Below are 13,469 nucleotides of genomic sequence, written 5' to 3' on the forward strand. Positions count from 1 at the left end.
GTGGCCCCATGGATTACTTGACCCCGAGCCGGAAGTGCAGCGTGCCGTCGGCGTCGACGCTCTGCAGCGCCTGCCCCAGCAGCGCGCCGATGTCCAGTGCCGGTACGCGACCAACCGCGTCGGCGACCACCGGCTGCAGCATCGGCCCAAGCTGAGCGGCATCTGGCCCGATGCGGGCGATCAGCTCGGTCACCTCCCGCAGGAAGGGAACCAGCCCGTCCCCGGTGAAATACGCCGAGACCGGCCGGCTCTCGGCCAGCGCCGAACCCGACTCCACGATCTTGTTCAGCGTGGTGCCGAACGCGCCGAACTCGGGTCCCGCGGTGGCGAGCGAAGGCCCGAGCCAATCGATGTCCCCGCCGAGGGTCTGGATGTCGTCGAAGAGCTGCCGCACCGGCCCGGTCCGGCTGAGCAGGGTCGCGGCCAGCAGCGAGGTCGAGCGCTGCAGGGTCTGCACGGCGGGATCGGTGCCGGTGAAGGCCCGGTCGAAGGTGCCGACCAGGTTCGAGATGACCGTGGGATCGAACTGCGCGAGCAACCGCACGAGTTTCGCCGAGAGCGCGGTGATCGTCATGGGCATGCGTACCCGATCAGCCGGAATCCGTTGCCCGTCTTCGAGATACGGGGCATTGGCAGTCGCGGGCGAGAACTGCACGTAGGGTTCGCCGAGTGCGGAGAGCTGTTCGATCCGTACGGCGCTGGACAGCGGAATCCGGTAGCGGTCCTCGATCCGCAGCCGGACCAGCACACCCGCTGCGTCCTTGCTGACGGATTCGGTGCGCCCCACCTGCACCCCGGCCAGCAGGATCGGCGCGTTGGGCCCGAGTCCGCCCGAATCGTCGAGCAGCAGTTCGGCATCGACGTAGCCGCGCCGCGGGTCGACGTGCAGCACCCCGAACGCCATGTACGCCACCCCGGCGACCAGCACCGCGACGATGGCCGAGAGTGACACGACCGCGCGAACATTCATCGCACCGCTCCGATCATGCGCAGGGTGTCCAGGATCCGGCCGGTCTGTTCCTCGGGCGAGCCCGTGCCGGGCACACCGCTCACCCCCTTCAGGTTCACCTTCGGTCCCTGTTCGGCGAAGGGGATGATCTTGTTCTGGATCAGGTCGACGAGTTTCTTCATCGTCGAGGGCGAATCGGTGTCCAGGGGGTGCGCGCCGAAGAGCATGGGCACGACCGCCCGGGCGGTGCCGTCCAGCGATTGCACGACGGGTGCGAGCCAGGTCAGACTGGGTGCGACCGGGCCGAGCGCGGTCAGCACGAAGATGACTCCGATCTCGGCGTTGATGGTGTCCACGGTGTGCTGCACGCCGTAAGGGGTCAGCAGCACGTCGAACATCGGCAGGTTCTGCACCAGCCCCTGGTCACCGGTGGCGGCGAGCCCGTTCAGCAGGGTGTCGACCGAGTTCAGGTTCTCCCCCATGTCCGTCAGGTCCGCCCCGAGCAGTCCGGCCAATCGCGCTGTGTCGGCGGGGTTCTCGGGCATGACGCCGTTCATCGTGGTGACGATGGTCTGGATGTCGGTCACCGCGCCGCTGCCCACGAAGGCGGACAGTCCGGCGAAGATGTCCTCGATCGGCAACGCGGCGATGGTCTGCGCGAGCGGAATCGTGGCCCCGGGTTCGAGCACCGAACCCGCGGCGGTGGCGGGCACGCTCAAGGCGATGTGCACATCGCCCAGCGGTGTCTCCTGCCGCAGTGCGGCCGTGGTCTCCGCGGGCAGGCGCACCGAGGTGCGCACGGCGACCTCCGCGACCACGTATCCGCGCCGGCCCGCGATCGTGGCGGCGGCGGGATCGGGGTCGATGAGATCCAGCGCGGTGAGTTCGCCGACGCGCACGCCGTCGGCGAACACCTTCGCGCCAGGGGGCAGGTTGAGCACGTCGGCGAATTCGATGCGCAGCGGGTAGGTCGGGCCGTCGACGCCGGAGCCGGGAACGGTGATCTCCGACGGCTTCCACCCGCAGGCGGTCAGCGTCAGCAGCAGGGCCAGCACCGCACCGAGCCGGCGGCCGATACGCCGGTTCATCGCGCGCTCACCGCGCTCAGCAGGGCGGGAAGCAGGGGCACGGTGATGGCTCCGTTCGGATTCGTCCGGCACTGCTGCCCGGTGATCGCCTGCACCCCGGCACAGACCGCGACCGTATCCTGCTGTGCGAGAGCGATGCTCGGCCCGGCGTAGCCGATGCGCGTCTGCCCGGTCGCCGGGTCCTTCGCCGAGCCGAAGCCGCCCGCGATCGCCGGGACCATGGCGATGAGTTCGCGCAGCGAACCGACGCCCGACGCGATGAGGCCGGCCAGGTTCTCCACCGAATCCAGTGCGCGCAGTGCGGGCGAGGCGAACATGACGATCACGTCGTTGATCTGGGGCAGCGTCTTGCTCAGTCCGTCGACCAGATCGATGATCGGCGGGAAGGCGATGAGGTTGATGTCGTTGAATGCCTGCGGGAGCCCGGTGATCGTTTCGCGCACCTGCGACCAGCCCGCGCGCGCCCGCCGGGTGAGCTCGCCCAGCGCGTCCAGGAGTGCGCCGATGTGGCCGATGGCTGCGTCGGGTGCGGCCAGCGCCGTTCCCAATTGGTTGATGATCGCGTTGAGTTGGTCGCCGGTGCCGCTGGTGGCCCGGTCGAGCGCGGTCAGTCCCGCACCCAGCGCGGCCTGCTCGGCGGGGTCACCGGCGCCTTCGAGCTGATCGGCGAGATGCGCCAGCGCGTCGAAGGTCTCCGAAAGGCTTTTGGGGGTCAGTGTTTTGGTGATGCACTCCCCCGGGTTCCAGCCCGCGCCCGCCGGTTCGTCCCCGACCAGGGTGAGGGTGCGGTCCGCGAGCAGGGTGTCGCTGACGGTGACCGCGCCGACGTCCAGCGGCAGGGTGCGATCGGCGCGGACGGTGAACCGCACCCGTGCCACGGTCCCGGCGAGGTCGATGCCGGTGACCTCGCCGACGCGCACCCCCAGCACGGTGACCGCGCTGCCTTCGTACAGCCCGATGCTGTCGGGCATATCGGCGCAGTAGGCACGGGTGGGCGGGGATTCGTTGCCCGCGGTCAGGGCGATGGCGCCCGCGGCGATCACCACGAGTGCGACCGTGGCGGACATCAACGCGCGCGAGCCCAGGATCCTGTTCAGCATCAACACACACCTCCCGGCACCGGGACGCAGATGCCCGCCACGGTCGCCGCGGATTGATCGACCGAGATGCCGCCTTCGGGCGGCAGCAACGGTAAGAGCTTGTCGCCCATGGCTTTCAGGGACACGATCAGCTCACCCAGCCGAGTGGCGAGCTGCTCGAGCGGTGGTATCGCGTCGGCGAGCGGCTGCGCGCGTTCCTTCAGTCCGCGATCCCAGGCGGTGCCCAGCGGCGCCAGATCCTGCAGCACCGCCGCCAGGTCGTTGAGCGCGTTCGCGACCTGGGTCTTGTTGTTCTGGATGATGTTCACCATCGTGCCCAGCGTGGTCACCAGGCGCGCGAGGACATCGGAGTTCTCGCGCATGGCGGTGAGGTACTCGTCGGCGAAGTTCAGGGTGCGGGAGATGTCGCTGTTCTGCCGGTCGAGGAGACCGACCAGATCCTGGGCGGCCTGCACCGCGGACCGCACCGATTCCGGGCTCTTGTCCAGCGAGGTCGAGAGCTGGGCCAGGTTCTGCCGCAGAACAGTGCCGTCGACCTCGCGTACCGGGCGCACCGCGTCCTGGAACGCCGCGGTGAGGTTGTAGGGGATGCCGACGCGCTCGCGCGGGATGACACCGTTGCCCAGAGATTTGGCGCCCGCCGGTTCGACGGCGAGGTAGTAGCCGCCCACCACGGTGAGCATGCGGATATCCAGAACGCTCTGGTCGCCGATAAACGCCTCGCGCCGCGCGGTGAATTCCATAGCGACCCGATCCGCGAGCAGGGTCAGCGATTTCACCTTCCCGACCGGGATGCCCGCGATGCGCACGTCATCGCCCGGGCGGATGGTCCCGGCCTGGGTGAGTTCGGCGCGGTAGGTGGTCTCGGGGGTGGTGCCGGTGAGATAGACGACGCCGATGCCGGTCACCAGCAGCACGACCGCGCACAGGCCGCCGATCCCCCAGCGCAGGTCGGTGTTTCGCGGTTCGCCTCGACGGACACGAGATTTCAGGAGTTGCACAGCGTGATCCTCTGGCCGGCGATCAGGATTCGGAGCGGCTCGGGAGCCTGTGCGCTGCCGCGCGAGCAGCCGGGTTGCGCATCCGGGCCGGTCCGGGGCAGCGCCGCGGTGACCGACTGGATCAGCCCGGGCATCCGATCGAAAACCGCGACCGCGTCGTACGGGTCCGGGAACGCCTGTTTGAGCAGTGCGTCCAGGTCCCGGTCGCGGGCGCCGGTGAGTCCGAGCACGGTCAGCATGCTGCGCAGCGGCTGCAGCACCGGGGGAATCTGGTTCGAGAAGTCCACCAGCCCGGGCAGTTTCTCGGCGATGACGACGAACAGGTCGGTGAGGCTGCCCAGGAGCCGGACCGCGTTGCCGGAGTCCCCGCCGATGTGCTCGGAGACCCGGGACAGGTTGGCCACCAACGTACTCAGGACGGTTTGCCGGTCCGAGGCGTACCGGCTCAGTTTGTCGATCGCCCCCAGCGCCGGACCCAGTCCGGTGCCGTTGCCTTCGACGACCGCGAGCAGGCTGGTGGTGAACTGGTTCAGGTCCGCCGGTGACAGCTCGCGCAGCACCGGCTGCAAGCCGTTGAACAGCGTGGTGATGTCGAAGGCCGAGATCGTTTGATCGACGCCGAATGTGGTTGCCGCGCTGCGGCGTTCGCCGGGTTGATCGGGCTGGTCGATCTCGAGGTACCGGAAGCCGGTGAGGTTCTGATAGCGGACCGCGACCTTGGTGTTGGTGAACAGCGGGCGGTCCGCGACGACGGTGAACCGCACCCGGGCCAGGGTGCCCGCCAACTCGACGGCGACCACCTTGCCGACCTGCACCCCGTACAGGCGCACGTCGTCACCGGGCCGCAGTCCGTTCGCGTCGGCGAACATGGCCGTGTGCGTGTCGGTTTCGCCGTCGACCGGGCGGGTGATCAGCGTGAACACGCCCGTCAGAACCAGGACCATCGCCGCCACCGCGAGCAGGACGCGAACGAACAGTGCACGGGTGCTCATGGCTGCCCCTCGTTCGGGTTCGGCAGGCCCGTCGCAGCGGCCAGCGGCGCGGCCAGACCGGGCACGAGATCGAGATCGATCCGCACGTCCAGCACCGGTCCGTCGGGGCCGGGACGGAAGCCGCGGGCGAGCCGATCGAGCAGTTCACTCGACTGCGCCCCGGCTCCCTGCGGATCCGGAACCGCGGCGCTGATTCTGTCCAGCACCATCGTCAGCACGGGCAGCAGTCCGCCGAAATACGGTCGCGCCGTGCCGAACAGGGCCGTCACCGCGGGCAGCAGCTCGTTCTGGACGCTCGGCCACATGTACGCGAATTTGGCGATGTGCTCCTCCTCGCTGAGATAGCCGTTGGCGTAGCTGGCGTGCAGCACGGTCAGTCCGCCGGTGACCATGGGCGGCACCCCGGCCAGGGCCGCGCCGTACCGGTCGAACAGCTCCGCGGACGGCCGCTGGGCGGTCTCGACGTAGGAGCGCGCGGTGGTGCCGATGGCCTGCAACAGCGGGGTGAAAGCGCCCAGATCCCGGGAGAATTTGTGCAGCAGTTCGGTCAGCTGCGGGGTCAGCACCTGCTGGGTGAGATCGCCCGTGGAGTTCAGCAGCGCCGCCAGGGTCGCGTCGCGCAGGCGATCGGCGTTGCCCCCGGTGAGGTCGACGGTCGAGCCGTCCTCCAGGGCCGCGCCGGCGCCCTCGGGATGCAGTTCGAGCGCGCTGATGCCGAACAGATTGCCCGGCACGTAGTCGACCGCGAGTCCGGTGGTGAGTCCGAACAGCTGAGATCGCTGCAGGCTCAACTCGATTCGGCGCTGGCCCGCGCGGGCGAACTCGATCGTGGTGACCGATCCGACGCGGACGCCGTCGAGCCGGACGTCGGTGCCGGGACCGATGCCCTCGCCGACATAGCCGACGACCAGCGCGACATCGATGCCGTCGGCCGGCGCGGACTCCGGGGCCACCCGCCAGGCCGCGCCCGCGACCAGTGCGATCGCGACTGCGCAGATGCCCAGGATGCGGGCGCGACGCGGCCCGACTTCGGTTCCGGGAAGGGTGTATTCGGGCATGGGCTCACCCCGTGAATGTGATGGGGGACTGAAATCCCCAGAGCAGGATCGTGGCGACCATGTCCAGGGCGATGATCGATACCAGGCTCGCGCGAATGGCGCGCCCGGACCCGATGCCGACGCCCTCGGGACCGCCGGTGGCGAAAAACCCCTGATAGCAATGGATCAGCACGACGGCGATCGCGAAGATCATGACTTTGACGGTCGCGGCGAACACGTCCCAGGCCAGCACGAATTGGTCGAAGTAGTGGTCGTAGGTGCCCGAGGGGGTGCCGTGCACGACGGTCACGATCACCTCGCAGGAGAAGTAGCTCAGGATCAGAGCGACCACGAAAGCCGGTGCCACCGCGATGATTCCGGCGATGACGCGGGTGGTGACGACGAACGGAACCGACCGGATGCCGAGCGATTCCAGGGCGTCGATCTCCTCCGAGATGCGCATCGAGCCGATCTCGGCGGTCATCCGGCAGCCGGCCTGCGCGGCGAATCCGACACCCGCCGCGATGGGCGCGAGTTCGCGGGTGACGCCGAACGCGGAAATGAGCCCGCTGAGCTGACCCAGCGACAGCAGATTGAGCGCGCTGTACGCCTCGATGCCGATCGAAGCGCCCATCGCCGCACCCATGAGCAGCATCAGCGGCACGACACCGCCGCCGACGATGATCGAGCCACGGCCCCAGGTCATATCGGTGATGACCGAGATCGTCTGGCGGCGGTAGTGCACCAGCGTGTACGGGATCGAGGACAGCACCTGCCAGCAGAAGCCGAGTACGAAACCGAGCGCGTCGATCGGGCGCATGGGTTGCAGGCGGCGCTCGAAGCGGATCGCCCAGCGCAGTCCGGCGGGCCGGTACGGCGCGGCCATCAGGCCATCCTGACGGGCAGGAACATGGTGACCACCTGGGTGATCGCGGTGTTGAGCACCACGACCGCCGCGACCGACATGACGACCGCGGCATTGACGCCGTCGGCGACCCCCCGCGGTCCGCCCTTGGCCTCGAGGCCGCGCTGACAGGCGATGATCACCACCAGGAATCCGAACAGCGTGGCCTTGATGAGCGACACCCACACGTCGATCGGGGTGGTGAAGGAACCGAAGGACTGCCAGTAGCTGCCCGGGGTCACCTCGAGCGCGGTGACCGCGACGGCGAAACCCGAAGCGATGCCGACGAAGACGATGAGGATGTTGAGCAGCGGCGCGACCAGCATCATGGCCGCGATGCGCGGCACCACGAGTCGCTGCACGGGATCGACGCCCATCACGCGCATGGCGTCGATCTCCTCGCGGACGGTACGCGCGCCCAGATCGGCTGCGATGGCGGCGGCTCCGGCCCCGCCGAGCAGCATGGCCGTGGCCATCGGCGCGCCCTGTTTGATCACCCCGAGCCCGCCGGCCGCGCCGATCATGGAGTCGGCGCCGAGCTGGGTGACGATATTGCCGACCTGCGCGGAGACGATGACGCCGAACGGGATGGCCATGAGCACGCTGGGCACCGCGGTGACCCGGATCAGGAACCAGGCCTGCACGAGGGTTTCGCGAACTTGGAATCGGCCACGAGCGGCATCGGTGGCCCCGATCGCTATAGCGTGCGCGCCGATTCGGAGTGCACGCCCGAGGGTGGCCACGCTCGAGAGGACGGTTTCGGCGAAATTGCGCCGGAGTACAGCGGCCGGTTTCGGCGGTGGTTCGATCGCGTCGCCGTATTCGGATTCGAGCACCGTCCGAAGCCGGGAATTAGCGTCATTGCTCTGTGTCATGGATTCCGACGTCGCTGTTCTACTTCGAGGTTCCCGACCGGCGATATCGGATTTTCACCGACCGCCTCGGGCGCCACGTGGACGAGGAAACGAACTCCGCGCGGGCAGCGTTCGTGGGCTACGCGGTGACGCTACCATATGAGCTGGACCACATTCCAGACATCATTCCAGATTAGTGCGCAGTTTTCCGCCCGACAGTGGAAGCGATGATCCGCCCGCCGTGAAGCCACGGCCTACTGCTCGTAAACCGTTGAACACCAAGCAATATGAGAGATGCCGATAGCCGGCACCGGCTCAGTACGCGATGAAGAGAATTTCCTCGCGTGAGTAGTCGTGGGTGGGATGCACCTCGGCCAGGTGCGCGCGAGTCTTGGTCACGAGGTCTTCCTCATCGGCCCCCCGGATGTACTCGCCGCAGGGGCAGTTGAGCCGTGTCTTCATTGGATTCCCTTCCGTCGCAATGCGAGCGAGTCCACCGCGGCAGTTCGCGGGGCACACCCTCCGACACCAAAGCATAGCGGTGTCCAGACAGATGTCCATAAGAAATGTCGGGACGACTCGACGAGATTCACCGCGATCGCGGTCGAGAATTCATTCGGCTTTCAAATAGTGAACGGCGTTCATTTCATCTATTAGCCGATACATCCCGGACCGGGGCACTCCATGCGACACCCAATCCTGGGGCGCTCGCGAACGGAACGTCACAGTGACGCTTCACCGTGAAGGCCCACAGCCGGATCATCACACCCTGCGGCGGACACGCCGAGTGCCGCAACGGTCGAATACCGTTGCGGCACCGGCGCTATGAAAGGGACCGGCTACAGGTCAGCGGTCAGCGGATTGCCCGGGGCCACGCTCGCGCAGTTCGACCCCGCCGGTACACCGTCGAAGCGGGCATCGATCCAGGCCATCGCGCCGGTGGTCCAGACCGCCAGGGTCGGGATGTGGCTCAGGCCGTCGTACTCGTGGTACTCGACCGCGCTGTTGCCGGTCGCGCAGTACTGCCGCACGAGACTGCGCACATCGCCCGCGACCATGACGCCGTCGCCGCGCCCGACCGTGGGATTGCTGCCGGGCGTGCCCTCGATGTCACCGCCGGCGCCCTGCGCGATGTACAGCGGAATGGTCGGCGTCGGCGCCGAGCCGAGGTTCACCTTGTCGACCGTATCCACCAGCGCCTGAACGCTGTTCGGATCCGCGTACTCCGGCTTCACCAGCTGCTGCCAGGACAGGCCCGGGTACTGGAAGAGCACGTTGGCGATGGACGCATCGCGCAGCGCGGCCACGACCTGACGGCCGCGATCGCTCAGATAGGGCGAAAGGTCGATGTCGTACGAGCGCGCGATGCCGATGATGGCCATACCGGCCACACCCGCCCAGCCCAGACTGCCACTGACATACCGCAGGTTGTGCGCCGGATTCACCAGCAGTCCGCCCTGGGTCGCACCGACGATCTTGTCGTTGACCTCGGGGGCGTAGTCGGGGGCGAGCGCAGCGGCCCAGTTGGTGGCGATCGCGCCGCCGGAATACCCGACGAGCCCGATACGGGTGTCCGCGGTCAGACCGGTTTCCCGGGCCTGGGTCGCGGCGCGAATGGAATCCAAGGTGGTCATGCCGTATTCGGGTCCGGCCGCGAAATCAGCCTGCGGCCCTTCGGTGTCGGCGATGATCGCGGCATAGCCGCGCGAGAGGATGTCCGCGATCAGGATGCTCTCGGACGAGAGCACCATGCCGCCGAAGCTCAGGTCACCCGCGATCGAGCGCGAGGGACCGTGCTCGGGACTGAGCGAATCGTAGAACGACTGGTACGCAACGGCTTTCGCCGGATCGACCCCGCCGGGCGGCAGCAGGACGGACGCGACGTTAGCGATCGGGCGGAGCTGTGCGTCGGTGGTGCGATACAGCAGCTGGATCGCGGTGATCGGGGTGGGGATGGACGCGATGTGATAGCTCAGCGTCCGGGTCGCCAGCACGGTGCCGGGTGCGAGATCGCCCAGGGGCGTGGCGCCGCGATAGGTGTAGAACGAATCGGTGGCCGCGTGCGCCGCGGGGGCGGGCACCGTCGTGGACGCGAAAGCGACCGACAGTGCCGCGATCGCCGACAGCATCGGGGCGACCGTACGTGCTCTTCTCAACTTTTTCCCCTCGAAAGCCCGCGAGTAACCCCGCCCACAACCGGACGTACTTGTCCGGTTACCGGTTGGTAGTGTGTCCGCCCTCACCCGGCCGCGTCAAGAGCGAGATCGAGGAAAAAATGAAAATCTGACGTTTCGCCTATGGTCAGCGGCGGTCCGGTCCGGACCGGTCAGCGCCGCAGCGAGCGCAGCAGCAGCTGCCAGGACTTGTCGGCGATCGTCGCCCGCTGGTCCTCGGGCGTCCGATTCAGCAGCGCCCCGAGCATGCCCACCGCGAGGAAGATCTCCTCGGCGGTCGCGTCGGCACGAATGCTGCCGCGCCGGGTCTCGTCGGCGAGCTTCTCCCCCAGCAGCCCGTAGAGCCGGCCGATCACCTCGGTCAATCGCGAATCGCTGAGATCAGCGCCCGCCAACGAGTCGAAAAGCGGTGTGACCGTGGTCATTTGCTGAAATATCTGGTCCAGGAGCTCATCCAGGGTGGAGTCCACATCGGCGGCCAGGGCCTCGAGTTGCTCGATATTCTCCCGGAATACGGCCAGGATGATCGCCTCACGATTGGGGAAGTGCCGGTACAGACTTCCCTGCCCCACGCCGGCTTCGCGCGCGATCAGACTCAACGGCACGTTCAGCCCGTGCGCGGCGAAAGCGCCGCGCGCGGCTTCCAACAGCGCGGCACGGTTCTCCGCAGCCGCGGCCGGGCCTTTGTTGACACGTCTTGGCGAGCTCACGCCATTGACGTTATCGGGTGCGGTTCCGGCCCGAGCATCGGTCCCACTCACCGGGACGCCGGCGCGGACGAATTCGTTAACTCTGCGTTTGCATCGATGCCGACGAGCGAAGCCCGCCGACGCTCCCCCACACGCGTCTTACTGCTCACAGCTCGAGATCGCTACTCGCGGGGGGCGCGGGCTGCCAGAAAGTCATCCACAAGCCGGACACAGTCGGCTTCGGTGGCGGCTTCGAGGCCGACCAAACGCTGGAAGACGATGGGACCGACCAACTGTGCCAGGGCCAGCATCCGGTCCTCGTCCTTGACCAGTGCTCGTGCCTCCTGGGTGTCGAAGACCTGGTCGAACGGACGGCGGTACTGCTCGATGATCCGCTCGCGCAACGAGGTGAAGGCCGGGGCCGCCCCATAATCGGCGTGATCGGCGGTGGCGAGCCAGGCGAGGGTCGTGAGGTGGATCGGCGCGTCGTTGATGACCGCCGCCTGCCGGGTGATCAGGTCGATCAGCCGAGTGCGCAGGGTTCCGCTGTCGCGTGCCCGAACCACAGGCGGGAGCAGCTCCTGCAGGGCGGTGGCGCGCAAGTGCGCGGCGCTGTCGAAATGCCGGTACAGCGTGGTGCGCGCGACCTTGGATATCCGGGTCACCGCTTCGATCGTCACCGCTTCGATGCCGCCGTTGCGCAACAGCGTGGTGGCCGCCCGCAACAGATGGGCGCGCGAGCGAGCCTTTCTCGGATCATCAGTGTCGCTCGAGGTCGCGAAATCGGTTTCCGACAAGCGTTTTTCGAGCTCGTCACCGCTACCGCCGTCATTACCGGTCGCATTACTGGTAATTCTTCCGTCACCCCTCCCAGGTGTGCTACTGGTAGTAGCGTAACGCTACCTTCGGTACCTTTGGGAGACGCCGATGAATTCCGGCCCCACCCGACTCTCGACGATGCAGCGCTGGACACTCGTGCTGTCTTGTCTGGCAATCGTTCTCATCATCGCGTCGATGGCGGCGCTGTACACGGCGCTGCCACAGATCGCGTCCTCGACCGGTGCGACACAGCAGCAGCTGACCTGGATCGTGGACAGCTACACGCTCGCACTGGCGTGTCTGGTGCTGCCGGGCGGGGCACTCGGCGATCGGTATGGCCGACGGGCGGCATTGGTCTCGGGGCTGGCGGTTTTCGCTCTGGCCTCGCTGCTGCCGGTATTCGTAGACGGGGTGGGCTGGCTCATCGCGGCCAGGGCGGTCGCCGGGGCCGGCGCGGCCCTGGTCATGCCCTCCACCTTGTCTCTGCTGACCGCGAGCTTTCCCGAAGCCAGGAGAGGAGTTGCGGTCGGTATCTGGGCCGGTATGGCCGGGGCCGGGGCGGTGGTGGGCATCATCGGTTCCGGACTGCTGGTGGAACACTGGTCATGGCAGTCGATTCCGCTTGCCATGGGTATCGCGGGAGCGGTCCTGGCGATCGCGTCGTGCACGCTGCCCGAATCCGCAGATCCCGCACGACCACCCTTCGATCTGGTGGGTTCCGCGCTGTCGAGTCTCGCGGTCGGACTGCTGGTGCTGGCCATGGTCGAGGTGCCCGCACGCGGTTGGGCCGATCCGGTGCCATGGGTCGCGTTGGTCGGTTCGGTGGTCGCGGGCTGTGTGTTCGTGATAGTCGAATTGCGGACACGGCATCCGCTGCTGGATGTTCGGCTGTTCCTGCGGCGCGGATTCGGTAGCGGCGCACTGTCTGTCGCGATTCAGTTCCTGGTCTCATTCGGGTTGTTCCTGCTCATCGTGCAGTACATGCAGCTGATTCTTGGATACCGGCCACTGTGGTCGGCGGTGGCGATGGCACCGATGATCGGGCCGATGATGCTGCTCTCCCCCATCGCGCCCCGCCTGGCCGAGCGATTCGGCCTACGCGTACCCACCGTGCTGGGTCTGTTCACGCTCGGCATCGGTTTACTTTCGGTGGCGACCCTGTCCGCCGACAGCACGTACGCGGATCTGGTGTGGCCGTTGCTGATCACCAGCACCGGCATCGGCCTGGCCACCGCGCCGGCCACCGCCGCGATCGTGTCCGGGGTGCCGACCGGCAATCACGGTGTGGCGGCGGCGGTCAACGACGCCGCCCGCGAGGTTGGCGCCGCGGTCGGCATCGCGCTGGCGGGCAGCATCCTCGCGGCGGGCTACAGCGACCGGATCGCTCCGACCGTGGCCGCACTCCCCGAACAGCTCCGCGGCCCGGTCTCGGATTCGCTGGCGGCGACCTTGGAGGTGGCCGCCCGGATCGGCCCGCAGGCCGATCCGCTGGCACAGGCCGCCGCGGCCGCGTTCGTGCACGGCGTCGGCCAAGCGGCGATCGCCCTGGGCGTGCTGACCCTGGTGAGCGCGGTCGCAATCGGGTTCTGGGCACCGGGCCGGGTCCGCGCCGCTCCCAGCAGCGTCGAAGCGAGCAACGTTGAATCGAATACCGCCGACCGCTGAAACATGCTGTGTGAACTGGGTTTCGAGTATCCATGATTGGCTGTGGTCCCTTAACGTCGTACGTACGACATCCCACACGACAGTACGTACGACACTAACTACGACCTAGAGAAGAACAGCGCCGCGCGACGGCAACTCGGACCGTGCGCGACGCACTCGGCGAGACCCTGCCGACCACCGCCGATGACGACCGCCGA

The 13,469-nt window shown here is 67.7% G+C and carries 13 protein-coding genes; 1 reads left to right on the forward strand and 12 read right to left on the reverse strand.

Annotated features, from left to right (window positions below; all coding sequences use genetic code 11):
• Positions 1–13: 13 nt before the first annotated feature.
• The 12 genes from ABZ319_RS08495 to ABZ319_RS08550 all read right to left on the reverse strand — a co-directional run bounded on the left by ABZ319_RS08495 (position 14) and on the right by ABZ319_RS08550 (position 11,585).
• Entirely contained in the window at positions 14–970 is a 957-nt protein-coding gene (locus tag ABZ319_RS08495) for an MlaD family protein (protein WP_354985698.1), read from the reverse strand.
• Positions 967–2,037, reverse strand: coding sequence for an MlaD family protein (locus ABZ319_RS08500; protein ID WP_354985699.1), 1,071 nt, complete (start codon positions 2,035–2,037; stop codon positions 967–969). Before ABZ319_RS08500 ends, ABZ319_RS08495 begins: the two co-directional genes overlap by 4 nt.
• Positions 2,034–3,137: an MlaD family protein gene (locus ABZ319_RS08505; protein ID WP_354985700.1), complete on the reverse strand. Its 1,104-nt coding sequence runs from the start codon at positions 3,135–3,137 to the stop codon at positions 2,034–2,036. The genes ABZ319_RS08500 and ABZ319_RS08505 overlap by 4 nt, the downstream gene beginning before the upstream one ends.
• Positions 3,137–4,138, reverse strand: a complete 1,002-nt coding sequence (locus tag ABZ319_RS08510; protein WP_354985701.1) for an MlaD family protein — start codon at positions 4,136–4,138, stop codon at positions 3,137–3,139. The genes ABZ319_RS08505 and ABZ319_RS08510 overlap by 1 nt, the downstream gene beginning before the upstream one ends.
• The gene (locus ABZ319_RS08515) at positions 4,126–5,130 is read right to left on the reverse strand and encodes an MlaD family protein (RefSeq protein WP_354985702.1); all 1,005 of its coding nucleotides are present in this window, start codon (positions 5,128–5,130) and stop codon (positions 4,126–4,128) included. The genes ABZ319_RS08510 and ABZ319_RS08515 overlap by 13 nt, the downstream gene beginning before the upstream one ends.
• On the reverse strand, positions 5,127–6,188 hold the full coding sequence (locus tag ABZ319_RS08520; RefSeq protein ID WP_354985703.1) for an MlaD family protein: 1,062 nt from the start codon (positions 6,186–6,188) through the stop codon (positions 5,127–5,129). The genes ABZ319_RS08515 and ABZ319_RS08520 overlap by 4 nt, the downstream gene beginning before the upstream one ends.
• A 4-nt stretch (positions 6,189–6,192) precedes the next feature.
• Positions 6,193–7,056: an ABC transporter permease gene (locus ABZ319_RS08525; protein ID WP_354985787.1), complete on the reverse strand. Its 864-nt coding sequence runs from the start codon at positions 7,054–7,056 to the stop codon at positions 6,193–6,195.
• On the reverse strand, positions 7,053–7,946 hold the full coding sequence (locus ABZ319_RS08530; RefSeq protein WP_354985704.1) for an ABC transporter permease: 894 nt from the start codon (positions 7,944–7,946) through the stop codon (positions 7,053–7,055). Before ABZ319_RS08530 ends, ABZ319_RS08525 begins: the two co-directional genes overlap by 4 nt.
• Before the next feature lie 294 nt (positions 7,947–8,240).
• Positions 8,241–8,387: a DUF1059 domain-containing protein gene (locus ABZ319_RS08535; protein ID WP_354985705.1), complete on the reverse strand. Its 147-nt coding sequence runs from the start codon at positions 8,385–8,387 to the stop codon at positions 8,241–8,243.
• A 377-nt stretch (positions 8,388–8,764) separates the two neighbouring features.
• Entirely contained in the window at positions 8,765–10,054 is a 1,290-nt protein-coding gene (locus tag ABZ319_RS08540) for a lipase family protein (protein ID WP_354985706.1), read from the reverse strand.
• Positions 10,055–10,251: 197 nt separating this feature from the next.
• Positions 10,252–10,809 (reverse strand): helix-turn-helix domain-containing protein, encoded by a 558-nt coding sequence (locus ABZ319_RS08545; protein ID WP_354985707.1) that lies wholly within the window; start codon positions 10,807–10,809, stop codon positions 10,252–10,254.
• 161 nt (positions 10,810–10,970) lie between these two features.
• Positions 10,971–11,585 carry a TetR/AcrR family transcriptional regulator gene (locus ABZ319_RS08550; RefSeq protein WP_354985708.1) on the reverse strand — a complete coding sequence of 205 codons (615 nt, stop codon included), beginning with the start codon at positions 11,583–11,585 and terminating at the stop codon, positions 10,971–10,973.
• Between the two features lie 130 nt (positions 11,586–11,715).
• Between ABZ319_RS08550 and ABZ319_RS08555 the strand changes: the two genes are divergently transcribed.
• Positions 11,716–13,272 carry an MFS transporter gene (locus ABZ319_RS08555; protein WP_354985709.1) on the forward strand — a complete coding sequence of 519 codons (1,557 nt, stop codon included), beginning with the start codon at positions 11,716–11,718 and terminating at the stop codon, positions 13,270–13,272.
• Positions 13,273–13,469 lie beyond the last annotated feature (197 nt).

This window comes from Nocardia sp. NPDC005978 (assembly GCF_040614455.1).
GTDB lineage: Bacteria > Actinomycetota > Actinomycetes > Mycobacteriales > Mycobacteriaceae > Nocardia.